At 33.7% G+C, this 14,890-nt stretch carries 15 protein-coding genes; 8 read left to right on the top strand and 7 right to left on the bottom strand.

Annotation, left to right across the window (positions count from 1 at the left end):
* Positions 1-134: 134 nt before the first annotated feature.
* Positions 135-1,193, bottom strand: a complete 1,059-nt coding sequence (locus IEW45_RS06295) for a nucleoid-associated protein (protein WP_188620387.1) — start codon at positions 1,191-1,193, stop codon at positions 135-137.
* Positions 1,194-1,226: 33 nt separating this feature from the next.
* On the bottom strand, positions 1,227-1,757 hold the full coding sequence (locus IEW45_RS06290; RefSeq protein ID WP_188620386.1) for an IS1096 element passenger TnpR family protein: 531 nt from the start codon (positions 1,755-1,757) through the stop codon (positions 1,227-1,229).
* Between the two features lie 151 nt (positions 1,758-1,908).
* Between IEW45_RS06290 and IEW45_RS06285 the strand changes: the two genes are divergently transcribed.
* Complete coding sequence (locus IEW45_RS06285) at positions 1,909-3,138, top strand: T9SS type A sorting domain-containing protein (RefSeq protein ID WP_188620385.1); 1,230 nt, start codon at positions 1,909-1,911, stop codon at positions 3,136-3,138.
* On the opposite strand, the gene IEW45_RS06280 is transcribed toward IEW45_RS06285, so the two are convergent.
* Positions 3,128-3,712 carry a DUF1543 domain-containing protein gene (locus IEW45_RS06280; RefSeq protein WP_188620384.1) on the bottom strand — a complete coding sequence of 195 codons (585 nt, stop codon included), beginning with the start codon at positions 3,710-3,712 and terminating at the stop codon, positions 3,128-3,130. The two genes, IEW45_RS06285 and IEW45_RS06280, sit on opposite strands and share 11 nt — an antisense overlap.
* Positions 3,713-3,817: 105 nt before the next feature.
* On the opposite strand from IEW45_RS06280, the gene IEW45_RS06275 reads away from it, so the two are divergent.
* Positions 3,818-4,324, top strand: coding sequence for a hypothetical protein (locus IEW45_RS06275; protein WP_188620383.1), 507 nt, complete (start codon positions 3,818-3,820; stop codon positions 4,322-4,324).
* A 166-nt stretch (positions 4,325-4,490) separates the two neighbouring features.
* Here the strand turns inward: IEW45_RS06275 and IEW45_RS06270 are convergent, their stop codons facing one another.
* Entirely contained in the window at positions 4,491-4,763 is a 273-nt protein-coding gene (locus tag IEW45_RS06270) for a mitoguardin (RefSeq protein WP_188620382.1), read from the bottom strand.
* A gap of 491 nt (positions 4,764-5,254) precedes the next feature.
* Between IEW45_RS06270 and IEW45_RS06265 the strand changes: the two genes are divergently transcribed.
* From IEW45_RS06265 to IEW45_RS06255, 3 genes are all read left to right on the top strand, one after another.
* Positions 5,255-7,444: a glutamine synthetase III family protein gene (locus IEW45_RS06265; RefSeq protein WP_188620381.1), complete on the top strand. Its 2,190-nt coding sequence runs from the start codon at positions 5,255-5,257 to the stop codon at positions 7,442-7,444.
* A gap of 100 nt (positions 7,445-7,544) precedes the next feature.
* Complete coding sequence (locus IEW45_RS06260) at positions 7,545-8,297, top strand: OmpA family protein (RefSeq protein WP_188620380.1); 753 nt, start codon at positions 7,545-7,547, stop codon at positions 8,295-8,297.
* 12 nt (positions 8,298-8,309) lie between these two features.
* Positions 8,310-9,203: an OmpA family protein gene (locus IEW45_RS06255; protein WP_188620379.1), complete on the top strand. Its 894-nt coding sequence runs from the start codon at positions 8,310-8,312 to the stop codon at positions 9,201-9,203.
* 111 nt (positions 9,204-9,314) lie between these two features.
* Here IEW45_RS06255 and IEW45_RS06250 read toward each other — a convergent pair whose 3' ends face one another.
* On the bottom strand, positions 9,315-9,974 hold the full coding sequence (locus tag IEW45_RS06250; protein WP_188620378.1) for a hypothetical protein: 660 nt from the start codon (positions 9,972-9,974) through the stop codon (positions 9,315-9,317).
* Between the two features lie 604 nt (positions 9,975-10,578).
* Here IEW45_RS06250 and IEW45_RS06245 point away from each other — a divergent pair.
* The 3 genes from IEW45_RS06245 (at position 10,579) to IEW45_RS06235 (ending at position 13,116) form a co-directional block, all read left to right on the top strand.
* Positions 10,579-11,757, top strand: coding sequence for an AIR synthase related protein (locus tag IEW45_RS06245; protein WP_188620377.1), 1,179 nt, complete (start codon positions 10,579-10,581; stop codon positions 11,755-11,757).
* A gap of 47 nt (positions 11,758-11,804) precedes the next feature.
* The gene (locus tag IEW45_RS06240; protein WP_188620376.1) at positions 11,805-12,569 is read left to right on the top strand and encodes a YqjF family protein; all 765 of its coding nucleotides are present in this window, start codon (positions 11,805-11,807) and stop codon (positions 12,567-12,569) included.
* Positions 12,570-12,678: 109 nt separating this feature from the next.
* Complete coding sequence (locus IEW45_RS06235; RefSeq protein ID WP_188620375.1) at positions 12,679-13,116, top strand: hypothetical protein; 438 nt, start codon at positions 12,679-12,681, stop codon at positions 13,114-13,116.
* 67 nt (positions 13,117-13,183) lie between these two features.
* Here IEW45_RS06235 and IEW45_RS06230 read toward each other — a convergent pair whose 3' ends face one another.
* Both IEW45_RS06230 and gldI read right to left on the bottom strand, forming a co-directional pair.
* Positions 13,184-14,308 carry a peptidylprolyl isomerase gene (locus tag IEW45_RS06230; protein WP_229665911.1) on the bottom strand — a complete coding sequence of 375 codons (1,125 nt, stop codon included), beginning with the start codon at positions 14,306-14,308 and terminating at the stop codon, positions 13,184-13,186.
* A gap of 6 nt (positions 14,309-14,314) precedes the next feature.
* Positions 14,315-14,887 carry a gliding motility-associated peptidyl-prolyl isomerase GldI gene (gene gldI / locus IEW45_RS06225; protein WP_188620374.1) on the bottom strand — a complete coding sequence of 191 codons (573 nt, stop codon included), beginning with the start codon at positions 14,885-14,887 and terminating at the stop codon, positions 14,315-14,317.
* Positions 14,888-14,890 lie beyond the last annotated feature (3 nt).

The following is a 14,890-nucleotide window of genomic DNA, read 5'->3' as shown; positions in this document are numbered from 1 at the left end:
CTCCTTCCTTCTGAACAACTTGTATAATCTGTTGCGAAATAACGGAAAAAAACGATATATGATATAATGTTTATAATGCGTTTAACAAAAAAAGGGGCATTAGCCCCTTTTTAGTATTATTATTTAAGCTTTTATTAGCTTTTTTGTTCTTTATTAAAGTAAACAAGGTAGTAGTACATTTGTTTTTCTTCATCCCAGCCTTTTTCTACAAATTTTTCGGCACTTTCAGGGTTTACAAAGTCCATTTTAATCTGTATGTTAGTATCCAGATTAATAATATTCTTTATTTTTTTACGTGCATCACTTACCGCAGCATTAGCAATAGGGAAGTTTGTAACATCCTCAATACTGTATTTTGGTGCTTTTTCGGTTTTATAGTGTTTAAATTCCGGTATTAAGTCTGGGTTATCCAGTACTTCATTTAAAAAGTTTGTTTCTTCAAACTCATCATTTTTAGCGAAGTAGTTAACCGAACGGTTCATAAACATTACCTCCTCTTTTTTATCCTCAGCAGGCAGTACAACATCTTTAGCAAAGTCCTGTACTAACTTCATGTATTTTTTGGTCTTAAAGTTTTCGTCCTGAAAGGCATCAACCGAAAGGAAATGTTCCAGCCAGTAACGTGCATCATATCGGTTACTGTCTATGGTTAAAATTTTATACCCTTCTTCTTTTTTGTAGTTGAATATAAGGCAACCTTTATCCAGTTTATTAAGGTTAATACCCTGTTGTAAAATTATTTCAAGGTTAGTGTCTTTTTCTTCAAACTGAAGGAAATCTGCTTTTATTTCGCTTTTAAAAACACCTATAGCATCAACTACATTATTATCAATACTTACATTAGTTAAGTAGGTAACGTATACCTCACCATTTTTAATGTGCGGGTGGTTAGACTGCTCAAAAAGGTGTTTGGTTATATTTTTAGATACTTCATGCGCATTATCAGGATTAGTAAAAATCTCTGTTGCATATTTATACATTTCATGGTAGTCTAAATCTACATCGTGCGCAAACTGAAAGTAATTTTCTTCTTTATCCCTAAAGGGTTTAAAAAAGTACTCTTTTAAAAGTGGTGTTATTTCGTCGTTAAGGTTATAAGGCTGTTCTGAAAGGAAAATAGCCTCATTACGACTTTTATTGCCAACCCTATGTACAGAAAGGGTTTCAATATGAGTATTAAACAGGTTTATCATTGTATGTTAACAGAAATAAGGGTAAAAGCGTTATTAGTTCCAGTTATTATCATCAAAATGGATGTCGCCATCTAGCATATCGAAATCATCATCATCCAGGTCATCATCAAAATCATTGAATATATCATCAGCGTTTTCAGCTTCAAAATTTACCTCAGGAGCATTACTTGGCATCTGACCGTGAGAGAAAAGCAGGTCCGGATAGCTTATACCGCTTTCGGGTTCTTCTATAGCAGCAAGCTCCACAAAAAACGTCCACATATTTAAAAAGTCATATACATAGATTATTTTAGTATTGTCCTCATCAAGCATACTGTTTAGCTTATAACTTGCCATGGTTTTCTGCTCGCCCGGTACTTCACCTGTATCAAAAAGGGGTATTTCCTCATCATCCTGATTCCATTCATCATCACAGGTGTAAAAAGACGCAACTTCAAGCCCGTCAAAGCCAAAAGCATTAACAAGCGCATTGTGTAAATCTTCAAGTGTATCCTCTTCGTTTATGGCAATATCTCTGAAAACATCCTCTTCCATATCCAGTATTGCCCTGAACTTATAAATCATATTCTCTTGCTTTTTTTATAAAGTTCAAAGGTAAATGATTAATTCGAAAATATGGTTTTTGGATTTTTATAATTTTTGGGTATAACGGAATAATTCAGAAAAATGAAATATGTTTTGTAACTTCATAAGGAACACTTGAAAAAATAGAGTTATGAAGTTGATTAATATGTTGTTAGGATTATCTTTATTTGTTGCTTTACAAAGTTACGGGCAGGTTGAAGGGTGCACTGACCCGCTAGCCATAAATTACAATGCTGAGGCTACTGAAAATGATGGAAGTTGTATGTATGAAAATGAAACTGTATCGCCTGAAAGCAGTGTAGTATTACCTGATGAACTAACCGAAACATCAGGTTTAATAGTAATTGATGATAGGGTTCTTACTCATAATGATAATACGGATACGAACCTGTATGAAGTAAATAGTGAAACCGGAGTGGTAGAGGAGGTGTACCCAATTCCAGGAGTTACAAATATTGACTGGGAAGAAATCACTCAGGATGAAGACAACATATATATAGGTGACTTTGGTAATAATGCTAATGGTAACAGAACTGACCTGAAAATATTGAAAGTTAATAAGGCTGATTTGTTTAATAATGAAGCACAGGTTGAAATAATAAATTTTAGCTATTCTGATCAAACTGACTTTACACCCACAGGAGGGAATAATACAGATTTTGACTGTGAGGCTTTTATTGCTTTTGAAGACAATATTTACTTATTCACAAAACAGTGGCAAAGCAAGGAAACAAGTGTTTATATGCTGCCTAAAATTCCCGGTACTTATAGTGCCGAATTACAAGATACACATAGTGTAGAAGGGCTTATTACAGGAGCTACTTATCTTGAAGATAAAAAACTGGTAGTACTATCGGGTTACGACAGTTCTTTTTTACCATTTTTTTACTTGTTATATGATTATGATGAGAATGATTTTTTTACAGGCAACAAAAGAAAAATACAAGTTTCTACTTCTTTCCACCAAGTAGAGGGTATAGCAACTAGTAACGGTACAGATTATTATTTAAGCAATGAACGCATACAGCACCCAACTTTAGGTACTATTCCTCAAAAACTACATTATTATGATCTTTCTGTTTATTTAGAAAACTACCTTCAAGGTACTGCCGGTACGGAAAGTTTTAAGGCTAACAATGTAAAAGTATATCCTAACCCTGCTACAGGTACAATAACAGTAACAATGCCGGAGCACATACAAAACACTGGCTATACTATATATGATATGACAGGAAGAGTAATTTTAAAAGATACTTTTAGCAAAACAACTTCTATTGATATTTCTGTGTTACAGCCTGCTACCTATATTATAAAGGTAGATAGTAAAAACAGTAAGCCACTTGTAATTATTAAGGAGTAAGCAGTGGGTTTTTTCCTAATTTTAAATAGCCTATATGTTGCTCGTCTTCACTCATGGGAGAAGTAAGAGGGGTAATATTTATAGTATATTTTTCCTTTAAAGTATCGGTTAATACATCTTCTACATTGTGCAGATCATCAGCATCAAGAGCATATTTATCATCAACATGCGATACTGCTCCCTCAAAATCGTAATGTTTGTAAAAAGAAGTTTTTTTAGCACTTTTTACAGCAACACCCATGCTTTCTGCTACAATTAGTTTTTTGTAGTGATATTCTTCAAAATCTCCCGGTTTATAACCGCCAAGGTTAATAAAAAATAATTTTTGGTTTTGTTCATTGGGTTGTACTTCTGTAGTCCTCTCGTGTATAGTTATGGCATAGTCGCCTACTTTGGTTACCTCGCGCCAGGAATCTACATGCAGTTTTCCGCTTTCAGGCCAAAACCTGTACATGTCAGGTAGTAATTCTTCTAAAGAAGTACCTATCCCGAAAAAAATATCATGTTGTTCTGTTAAACGACCTTTGGGCGTACAGCCCACTAAAACCATATATAATTTTAGCTTTTTTTCCATATTCTAACAAATATATTTAAAATAAAATTGTAAAAAATTACCGATAAATATTTTTTTGGTTCAGTTTTTGGAGTTAGGCTTACTAACTATAAAAACTTAATACACATGAAAAAGATATTTTTACTTTTATCAATGGTAGGAGCACTTACTCTGACCTCTTGTAACAACGACGATGATGTTTATGTAGATAACGACACTATTGGTGAAAATATACAACTGAATGGAGTTAACCTTGGGTTTAATACGAGTACCGGAAGGTATGAAAGTTTATATGTTTTAGACCCGCCAATTTTTGATTCAGATGTAGTGTTAGTATATAGAAATGTTATTGACGATGGTTTTTCTGCATGGCAACTAATACCAAGAACATTATATTTAGATGGTGGAGATGAAGTTGATTATGACTTTAATTTTACAACTACTGACGTGCTTATATATGCAGATGCAAATTTTGATCTTGCTTTAGCTCCCCAATTTATAAGTAATCAATCATTTAGAATTGTAATAGTACCTGCTTATTTTGTGAATTCTGTAGATACTAATAACTATGACGCAGTTATGAGTGCTCTTGAAGCAGAGGGAAGAGAATTACAATTTATTGATGTAAAATAGAATACAAACTTCGATTATACTTTATATAAGTAAAAAGGTTGCTTCCCGAAAGGGAGCAACCTTTTTTAGTTGTGTTGAGGTTCAGGTTTTCAGGGTTCAGCCTGAAAACATTTCTAACTTCATTGTTCTTATTTCCATTTACTGAACCAAGAACACAATTTTTTAATTAAGCACTTGCTGTTTTGTTAACCCAGTTATTTGCTTTCTCTTTAGCAGTATTAACCGCACTTTCAGTTTCGTTTTCAGCGTTCTTCATGTCTTTTTGTGCCTTACGCTGAAGTTCATTAAGCTTGCCTTTCATATGCTGTTTAGCATCTTCTACGGTTTCTTTGTAAGCTCTTTTTTTATCTTTTCTTCTTTTTAGTAATGTCGCTACTCCTGCCAGTGCTAAAACACCTGCTGCAACACCTATAGCTACTTTTTTTCTGTTAGTATTCATGGCTATTGTTTTTAGGTTAATAATTTACTAGTACTAAATTAGGTTATTGTCACTGTTTAGCCTATTTGGTTTTATAATGTTTAACATATTTATCTTTCTGTTAAGAATTTTAAAATTTACTTAACAATAATTAGCGTACAGATGAAAATAAAACAATAAGGTTTTTCTTTTAATGCAAGAATAGTCTTATAATATAAAGAGTGTTATTTTTATGTTCAGCCTTAAAAATGTATATTAGTTTGAAAATCAATATTCTAAAATTCTATCTTCATAAGTATATATAAAAGCTCTTTTAAGATAAATTTAACCCTATTGGGGTATTAGTTGTGTTTTGTAATGTTTTTGGTATTTAAATAAGGGGTTGTTTTTTATTTATATCAATATATGATAAAAATACCCCTTAAAAATTAGGGGTTTTTATTTTTGGAATATAAAATTTGTATATTTGCACTGTTTTTAAAAAGCTATTAACAAACTAAATAAATAATTTCATGTCTACATTACGTTTTAAGGCTTTAAGCGAAACTACTAACAGAAAAGCGGTAGAGGTTAAAGAACTTGACAGAAAGTCAATCATTTTTGGAAGTAACGTGTTTAACGACAAGTCAATGCGTCAATTTTTAACGCCTGAGGCTTACAAAGCTGTAAAAAACGCAGTACAGCATGGAAAAAAAATAGAGCGAAAGCTGGCTGATTATATTGCTATGGGTATGAAAGAGTGGGCACTTAGTAAAGGTGTTACACACTACACACACTGGTTTCAGCCGTTAACAGGTGCTACAGCAGAGAAGCACGATGCCTTTTTTGAAACATCTTTTGAAGGAGCTGACCCTGTTGAAAAATTCGGAGGAAGCCAATTAGTACAACAAGAGCCTGATGCATCAAGTTTCCCTAACGGAGGTATTCGTAATACTTTCGAGGCTCGTGGTTATACAGCTTGGGATCCAACATCTCCTGCCTTTATATTTGGTACTACACTATGTATACCTACTGTGTTTGTTTCTTATACCGGTGAAGCACTAGACTACAAAACACCATTATTAAGAGCACTTGCAGCAGTAGATGATGCAGCAACAGATGTGTGCCGTTATTTTGATAAAAATGTAAAAAAAGTAGCTGCTACTTTAGGATGGGAACAGGAATACTTCCTTATAGATTCTTCTCTTGCTAATTCAAGACCTGATATTACCCTTACAGGACGTACACTTTTGGGGCATGCTTCAGCAAAAGGACAGCAGTTAGATGACCACTATTTTGGTTCTATACCAACAAGAGCCCTTAATTACATGAGGGATTTAGAAAATGAGTGTATGCTTTTAGGTATACCGGTTAAAACCCGTCATAACGAGGTAGCACCAAATCAGTTTGAGTTAGCTCCTATATTCGAAGAAGCTAACCTTGCGGTAGACCACAACTCATTACTTATGGATGTAATGGGTAAGGTAGCAGAGCGCCATAACTTTAGGGTGCTAATGCACGAAAAACCATTTAAAGGAGTAAATGGTTCAGGTAAGCACAACAACTGGTCATTATCTACTAACACAGGTATAAACCTTTTATCTCCGGGGAAAACCCCAATGAGTAACTTACAGTTCCTTACTTTCTTTATAAATACAATTAAAGCAGTATATCAAAATGAAGAACTTTTAAGAGCTGCTATTGCATCTGCATCAAACGATCACAGACTTGGAGCTAACGAAGCACCACCTGCAATTATATCAGTATTTATTGGGGAGCAGTTAACAAAAGTATTAGAAGAACTTGAAGGAGTATCTTCAGGTAAACTTTCTCCACAAGAAAAAACATCACTTAAGCTTAACGTAGTTGGTAAAATTCCTGATGTATTACTTGATAATACAGATAGAAACAGAACTTCTCCGTTTGCATTTACAGGTAACAAGTTTGAGTTTAGAGCAGTAGGTTCTACAGCAAACTGTGCTAACGCAATGACTATTCTTAACACTATTGTTGCAAAACAATTAAAAGACTTTAAGAAAGAAGTTGATGCACTTATCGCTGATAAAGGAATGAAGAAAGATGATGCTATCTTTAATATACTAAGAGAGTACATAAAAGAAAGTAAGAATATTCTTTTTGAAGGTGATGGGTATAGTGAAGAATGGGAGCAGGAAGCTGCAAAACGTGGTTTAAGTAACAACAAAACTACTCCGAAGGCACTTAAAGCAAAAGTTTCGGAAAAATCTCTTGCATTATTCCAAGAACTAAACGTAATGAACCATGTAGAAATGGAAGCGCGTTACGAAATTGAGCTTGAAGAATACACTAAGAAAATTCAGATTGAAGGAAGAGTACTTAGCGATATAGCAAGAAACCACGTAGTACCAACAGCTATACGTTACCAAAATATTCTTATAGAAAACGTAAAAGGATTAAAAGAAATATTTGGTAAAGATTTTGAAAACCATGCGGGCGAGCAAATAGCTATAATTAAAGAAATTTCAGGACATATTGCTGCTATTAACTCCAAGGTTGCAGAAATGACTGAAGAGCGCAAAAAAGCAAACAAGCTGGAAAGTGCAGAAGATATGGCTGCTGCATATTGTGACCAAGTGAAGCCTTATTTTGATGTAATAAGAGAACACTGCGATAAATTAGAACTTTTAGTAGATGATGAACTTTGGACACTTACTAAGTACAGAGAATTATTATTTACAAGATAATATATAGTAACCATTCTTATTTTAAGCCCGCTACTCATGTAGCGGGCTTTTTTTGGACTAAAATTTGTAGATTTGAAAATATACTTAAATAAAAAGATACATGAAAAAGCTGCTGCTTGTACTGTTTACCCTTACTTTAGGAACTGCCAATGCACAGAAAACACTGAGTTTATATTTTGAAAATGATGTTGACACTCCTAATGAAGCATCACGACAAAAATTAAACGAATGGATAAAGGAAAACAAAAATGCTGAAGTACTTAAAATATATGGCTATGCAGATGCTAAAGCTACTAACAGCTATAATATAGACCTTTCGCAAAGGCGGGCAGATACTGTAAAAGCTATTTTGCAGGCTAATAAAATAACAGTGACTGACAGCATTGAAGTAAAAGCATTTGGCGAAGATTTTGATTTGGCAGCAAATGAAGCAGAAAACAGAAAAGTAACTATATTCTATGAGAATAAAATATCAGAATTTGTACAGGCAGTAAAAGATGCCAAAAAAGGGGAAATACTAAGAATACCAAACTTAAACTTTCATAATAACTCTGATTTATTGTTACAGTCTTCAATACCGGTTTTACAGCAGTTATTAAAGCTACTACAGGACAATCCTACCTTAAAAATAGATATACAGGGGCATATATGTTGCCAAAAGAAAGAAAAAAATGATATTTCATTAAAACGAGCTGTAGCTATCTACCAGTTTTTAATAAGCAGCGGTATAGATAAAGAAAGACTTACTTACCAGAGTTTTGGCAGTAGCAGACCTATTTATCCTTTGCCTGAAAAAAACGAAGAAGAAAGAGTTGCCAACCGCAGGGTAGAAATACAAATTACAGACAAATAATTCACGGTTTTTATGAAAAAGCTATTTATATATATAATTATGTTGATTCCCGCTATTACTATAGCACAGGAGCAATTTTCGGTATATTTTGATACGGATAAATACAAGTTAAACCAAACCCAAACCGAGAGGCTCAATAACTGGATGCAACAAAACAAAACATCTAAAATATTGGCTATAAACGGTTATACCGATGAAGACGGAACATCCGGCTATAACGATACTTTGGCGCAACAAAGGGTAAATTATATATATAATGCTGTAAAGAATAAAGTAAAAACGCGAGACGATTTTAAAACACACAGTTTTGGCGAGCAGCACGATATGGAGTCGATAAAAGCTAAAAACCGTAGGGTTACTTTATTTTACTTACAAGAAAAAGATTTAGACAAAGAGAATGAAATATTAGGTATAAAAGAAACCCCTAAACCTGTAGAAAAAGTAAAACCGCAAATTGTATTTCCTGATAAAATATATGTAACCGACCCAAGAGGTGGTAGGCATGAAATTCCGCTTGATGTGGAATTTATGCAGGAAGTAAGTAATGCCAAGCCGGGAGAAAAATTACAGTTAAAAAATTTAAACTTCCGCCTGAATACATTTGCTATAGTGCCGGAATCCCGTCCGAAATTGTATGAGCTTTTACAGATTATGAAGGCAAACCCCAACATGAAAATAAAACTGCTTGGGCATATTTGCTGTATAGAAGGCGACCCACGTAAACTGTCGTACGAGCGTGCTAAAGCCGTAGCAATGTTTTTACGCCAAAACGGTATTGAAAAAGAACGTACCTCTTTTGAAGGGCTTGGTACTACCGACCCTATATACCCATTACCCGAAAATAACGAAGAAGAACGTGCTGCTAACCGCAGGGTAGAGGTGTTGGTTATTGAGAATCCTTATTAATTTAATTTATCAATGCTTTTAATGTAGCAATCTACCAATTGCCAAGCACCGTCATTATGAGGAGGTACGACAAAGTAATCTTGATAATAACAAAGAAGAAATATGATATATTTAGATTTTAAAATAATGAATATATCTAATAGTTTCAATTAGTTTATTATGCAAGTTTCCTAAATCTTTTTTTTCCATATTATCTAAACTGTTTGAGTTTTTAAGTGCACCCTTTACATCTTTTAGCAATGTTTTGAAAAAAGGACTTGTTTTGTCTCTTAATATCTCAAATTCTTCATTTAGGATTTTAATTCTTCCGTCATATTCTAAAGGATATTTTTGCTTATCAATAGTAAGGTCTAAATTTTCCTTTCTTTTTTTTAGTCTTTCAAATTCTTTTTTGAATTTTGAAAGCTCTTCTTTAATTGTATCATCTATATAATTGATCCAATCATTTAATAAATATCCCATGTAGTTTTGTTGAAGAATTTCTCGAATTTTATCATCCTGTAAATCTTTTACATATATCTCATATTCAAGGTTTTCTAAATTAACTGTATATATATCTTTCTTATTAAGCTCTATAATTTTATCTAGAATTATTAAGCAAAAGTATATTGTTGAACAAATAATAAATAAATCATATTTATAAGTGATTTTATAACTTATAATTTTGGTTAATGACTCAACTATAATATATCCAGCAATTATGACCATCATATAATTTGTAAATGTATTTTTATCCTTGCTAGTTTCATTTATATCTATTTTATCTTTCATGAAAAGATATTCAATAGAAAAACTCAAAAATACACAAGTTCCAAATAAATTTATTAACAGGAATATCCATAAATGTATTTCTAAATCTACATTTGATATATAAAAGTTATATACTGTTATACTAGTAAAGTAAATAGGCAGTCCCATTAATATTATAATGGAAAGGCTGGTAAAAGGGTTTTTGTCGACAGAAGTTTTTTTTATTATCCTAGTGTATACATTTTTTGTGTTAAAACTAATGAATACTGCACATATGAATATGCATGCAGTCAAGAAGTTAAATATGTAGCAAAAGAATAAACTATTATTATTAAATTCTATTTTAGATATGGTTTGTAATCTCTCTAAGAGATTGTATAGTAAAATAAAAAAGATAGAATATAAAGCATAAGTAGTAATTCCTGATTCCCTTTTACGTTGTAAATTTCTGTCAATTAATTTAGATATAAACCCTCTCATGTAGTATTTTTAGTTGAAAAAAATGAATGTAAATTTAACAAAATTCTCTTATTAAAACACTCGTTAATAATTGCTACATTATAAAATTGTTACATTAGGGCATTAACATTATCTTTGCGCTTTACAACACAACAAACATAACTACATGAGTTCTGATACCAGTAAACGCTATAGCCAAAGAGGAGTTTCTGCCTCTAAGGAAGATGTACACAATGCGATTAAGAATATTGATAAAGGATTGTTCCCTAAAGCATTCTGTAAAATAGTACCTGATTACTTAACCAATGATGATGAATATTGCCTTATTATGCACGCTGATGGTGCAGGTACAAAATCATCGCTGGCATATATGTACTGGAAAGAAACAGGCGATATATCGGTATGGAAAGGTATAGCACAAGATGCGCTTATTATGAATATAGACGACCTGCTTTGTGTAGGCGCTACCGATAATATTATGCTATCCTCTACCATTGGTAGAAACAAAAATCTTGTTCCGGGCGAAGTAATTTCGGCTATTATTAATGGTACAGAAGAGTTAATACAAGAACTTAAAGACTTTGGTGTAACCATATACGCTACAGGTGGGGAAACTGCCGATGTGGGTGATTTGGTACGTACTATAATTGTCGATTCTACTGTTACAGCACGCATGAAGCGCAGCGACGTAGTTGATAATGCGAACATAAAGGCTGGCGATGTAATTGTAGGGTTAGGGTCTTTCGGGCAGGCAACATACGAGAAAGAATATAATGGTGGTATGGGTAGTAACGGGCTTACTTCGGCACGTCACGATGTATTCAGTAAATACCTTGCAGAGAAATACCCTGAGAGTTTTGACGCCTCAGTACCGGAAGAGTTAGTGTATTCAGGTGGTGTAAAATTAACTGATGAAGTAGCGAATAGTCCGCTTGATGCCGGTAAACTGGTACTTTCACCAACACGTACCTATGCACCGGTTATTAAAAAGATATTAGAAAAATATACATCTGCTGATGTTCACGGTATGGTACATTGTAGTGGTGGTGCGCAAACTAAAGTGCTTCACTTTGTAGATAATGTCCACGTTATAAAAGATAATCTTTTCCCTGTTCCGCCATTGTTTAAACTAATACAGGAACAAAGCGGTACTGACTGGAAAGAAATGTATCAGGTATTTAACTGCGGTCACCGTATGGAGCTGTATGTGCCTGAAAAGATAGCTCAGGATATTATAATGATATCAAAATCGTTTAATATTGATGCCCGCGTAGTAGGAAGAGTAGAAGCAGCAGACAACAAAAAACTGACTATAGAAAGTGAATATGGTACTTTTGAATATTAATATTTAAATCCGCTTTTGTAGCGGATTTTTTTATATCTATATAAATCATGGCACAGAATAATATCTCTAAAAAAAGAACCTTTTTAGATGCCGAATGGCGCAAGTTGGTAATGGTTAATTATGCAGTTGATCCGGAAGTATTAAAACCATACTTGCCCAAACATACAGAACTGGATACTTGGAATGGCACCTGCTATGTAAGCCTGGTTGGTTTTATGTTTGTAAATACTAAAGTCATTGGGGTTCGTGTGCCGTATCATATCAATTTTGAGGAAATCAATTTACGGTTTTATGTGCGCTACGGTACTGATGAAAACTATAAAAGGGGAGTGGTGTTTATTAAGGAAATAGTACCACGCCCTGCGCTTACTATGGTGGCAAACCTACTGTATAATGAAAATTACGAAACCATGCCTACTAAACATGCGTGGGTAGAGTGTGGAGAAAACTTAACGGTAGAGTACGGCTGGAAAAAAGGTGAGTGGAATACTGTAAAAGTAATAACAGATAAAACGTCTGTTGATATTGATTTAAACAGTGAAGAAGAATTTATTACGGAGCATTTTTGGGGTTACACCCAAGTAAGTGATTCGGTTACTTCGGAGTATGAAGTGGCACACCCACGCTGGCAAATATATCCTGTAAAGAGCTATGAGGTTAATGTGGATTATGCTAAAGTATATGGTGATAGTTTTGCTTTCCTGAAAGATGCAAAACCAGTATCAGTTTATTTGGCAGAAGGGTCGGATATTTTAGTAAAGCAAGGTGCTAAAATAAAATCAGCTCCAAAAGCCGTTATTGAGCAGGTTTAAGTTATATTACTTTTAAATTTTACTATAATTTTTGATTAATCTTTAATTCTCATGGCAGGTTTCTAAAAAAATGTATTTTTGCTTTTGAGCGAAAAAAATAGTTTTTATTATGGAAGTAAATCTTAGAGAAGGGATAGACGGATTGCGTTTCGGGATGAAACAAAAAGATGTTGAAAAGCAATGCGGTACTCCCGACAAACAGTATAAAGACGACGAAGATAATGTTGTTTATTTGTATAACGACAGAAAAATCATGCTTACCTTTTATGAGGAAGAAGATTATAGGCTAAGTTATATGGCATCATCACATCCGGAGCTGGAACTGTTTTCATCGAATATTATTGATGAAGAGTGGGAAGATGTAAAGCAGCTTTTAGAGAAAAATGGGGTTAAAGGTTTTGAAAAAGAAGATTTTGATTCTTTTGAAAATTACTTTAATGAAGATAACTGGTTAACGTTAGCCGTAGAGTTTGGCGAAGTAACCCGTGTGGAAATAGGCGCTATTATAAGCGACGAAGACGAATTTGAATGGAAATTTAAGGAATAAAGGTTTACTTTGTTCTATTATAAAAAAGAAAAAGCGGATACATCTTAGTATCCGCTTTTTTTATTATTTAGTTTCCTGCCGTTGCAGCTTCTTTCATTTCAAGTTCAAAAATTAAATCAGCATTTCCGGGTATTTTACCTCTAGGGTTACCTCTTTCACCATAACCCAAGTGCGAAGGAATAAATATAATAGCTTTATCACCTATGCTCATTTGTTCTATACCTTCTATAAAGCCCGGTATCATTCCTTTTTTAGAGCCAATTATAAATGGTATTGGCTTGTAAAAACCTGCCTGATCTTTTTGTGGAATGTAGTTACCGAATTCCTTAGCAACATCTGTTATGCTGGAGTCAAAAAGGAAACCGTTATCTAGATATCCTGAGTATTCTATATCAACTGTTACACCTATACCCGGTTTTTCTCCGCTACCTTTTTCTGTAATAACATATGTTAAGCCTGAGTTAGTAGTAGTACCCTTTGCTTTCATTTCTTTAAAGTAAGCAGCTTTATCTGCCTTTACTTTTTCAAGAGCTGCTTCTTTTTCTTTTTGCTCTTTTATAAGGTCTTCAAGTTTGTTTTTAAATACTTTTCCGGCTTTAAATTTCTTAGCATCACGACCTTTACGTATTATCTCAATTTTTTTCATTGTGTCGCCCTGCTCAATTTTGTTTACCACTTCCTGTCCTTCAACTACATGCCCAAAAACAGTATGTTTTCCATCTAAATGAGGTGTAGCGTTGTGAGTAATAAAAAACTGACTACCGTTTGTTGCAGGTCCTGCATTTGCCATAGATAGTATACCTGCTTTATCATGCTTTAAATCTGTAATTTCATCAGGAAATTTATATCCCGGCCCTCCTGAACCATCTCCTTTAGGATCTCCGGTTTGTATCATAAAGTTCTTAATAACACGGTGAAATTTAAGTCCGTTATAAAAAGGTTTACCTTTATATTTTTCGTCTACCATTTCATTTTCGCCTTCTGCAAGGCTAACAAAGTTAGCAACGGTAAGAGGTGTTTTTTCGTGTTCCAGTTTTAGTAATATATCACCTTTATTGGTTTCTATTTTAGCATATAATCCGTCCTCCAGTTTTGTTGTATCTATAGGATTATCGTTATAGGTAGTAGTTGTATTGTTGCAAGAATAAAATATAGCAACTAAACTTAAAAACAGACTTGTCATTGGTTTCATTTAATTTTAATAATTATTTTGTACTTCGTTTTCGGGTTTTATATCATTTAAAGTTACGGTACATACCAAAGGCTGGTTTATACCTATTTTTTTGTTATCGCCATGGTAGCCATACCCCATATTACTGGGGAATAAAAAGCTAACTTTTTCGCCTTTATTCATTAGCTTAATACCACTGCGTAGTCCCAGCATAATATTTTGCTTGTCTACATAATATATTTGTGGCTTGGTTTCATCTGTAGTATAAATAAAGTTACCGTCAAGGTCTTTTACTTCGTAGTCAAAAAAAGCAACATCACCTCTTTTCGGGGTAATACTATCCTGAACGTTTTCAATTTCATAGTGATACCAATATCCTTTGCTGGAGGCAATATACTTTATATGCGGATTGCTTTTTATAATAGAGTCTATTTGCGCTTCCTCTTCTGCAATCAGTTTTCTGTTACGCTCTACAGAGGCATCAATAAATTCGGAACCCGAAGTACGTGAAATAGGTTTGCGGGCTTGTTGCTGGTTAGAGCAACCTGTTATCATGATTCCTGCAATAGAGAGTATGGTAATAAAAACCTTTCTAATCATTCT

The sequence above is a fragment of the Flavobacterium suaedae genome (assembly GCF_014642915.1).
Lineage (GTDB): Bacteria > Bacteroidota > Bacteroidia > Flavobacteriales > Flavobacteriaceae > Flavobacterium > Flavobacterium suaedae.
This window is presented reverse-complemented; position numbering and strand designations above follow the sequence as displayed.

Excerpts from the sequence above, each read along its gene's own strand:
- IEW45_RS06295 (WP_188620387.1), bottom strand. The coding sequence starts at position 1,193 with ATGATAAACCTGTTTAATACTCATATTGAAACCCTTTCTGTACATAGG.
- IEW45_RS06290 (WP_188620386.1), bottom strand. The coding sequence starts at position 1,757 with ATGATTTATAAGTTCAGGGCAATACTGGATATGGAAGAGGATGTTTTC.
- IEW45_RS06285 (WP_188620385.1), top strand. The coding sequence starts at position 1,909 with ATGAAGTTGATTAATATGTTGTTAGGATTATCTTTATTTGTTGCTTTA.
- IEW45_RS06280 (WP_188620384.1), bottom strand. The coding sequence starts at position 3,712 with ATGGAAAAAAAGCTAAAATTATATATGGTTTTAGTGGGCTGTACGCCC.
- IEW45_RS06275 (WP_188620383.1), top strand. The coding sequence starts at position 3,818 with ATGAAAAAGATATTTTTACTTTTATCAATGGTAGGAGCACTTACTCTG.
- IEW45_RS06270 (WP_188620382.1), bottom strand. The coding sequence starts at position 4,763 with ATGAATACTAACAGAAAAAAAGTAGCTATAGGTGTTGCAGCAGGTGTT.
- IEW45_RS06265 (WP_188620381.1), top strand. The coding sequence starts at position 5,255 with ATGTCTACATTACGTTTTAAGGCTTTAAGCGAAACTACTAACAGAAAA.
- IEW45_RS06260 (WP_188620380.1), top strand. The coding sequence starts at position 7,545 with ATGAAAAAGCTGCTGCTTGTACTGTTTACCCTTACTTTAGGAACTGCC.
- IEW45_RS06255 (WP_188620379.1), top strand. The coding sequence starts at position 8,310 with ATGAAAAAGCTATTTATATATATAATTATGTTGATTCCCGCTATTACT.
- IEW45_RS06250 (WP_188620378.1), bottom strand. The coding sequence starts at position 9,974 with ATGAAAGATAAAATAGATATAAATGAAACTAGCAAGGATAAAAATACA.
- IEW45_RS06245 (WP_188620377.1), top strand. The coding sequence starts at position 10,579 with ATGAGTTCTGATACCAGTAAACGCTATAGCCAAAGAGGAGTTTCTGCC.
- IEW45_RS06240 (WP_188620376.1), top strand. The coding sequence starts at position 11,805 with ATGGCACAGAATAATATCTCTAAAAAAAGAACCTTTTTAGATGCCGAA.
- IEW45_RS06235 (WP_188620375.1), top strand. The coding sequence starts at position 12,679 with ATGGAAGTAAATCTTAGAGAAGGGATAGACGGATTGCGTTTCGGGATG.
- IEW45_RS06230 (WP_229665911.1), bottom strand. The coding sequence starts at position 14,308 with ATGAAACCAATGACAAGTCTGTTTTTAAGTTTAGTTGCTATATTTTAT.
- gldI (WP_188620374.1), bottom strand. The coding sequence starts at position 14,887 with ATGATTAGAAAGGTTTTTATTACCATACTCTCTATTGCAGGAATCATG.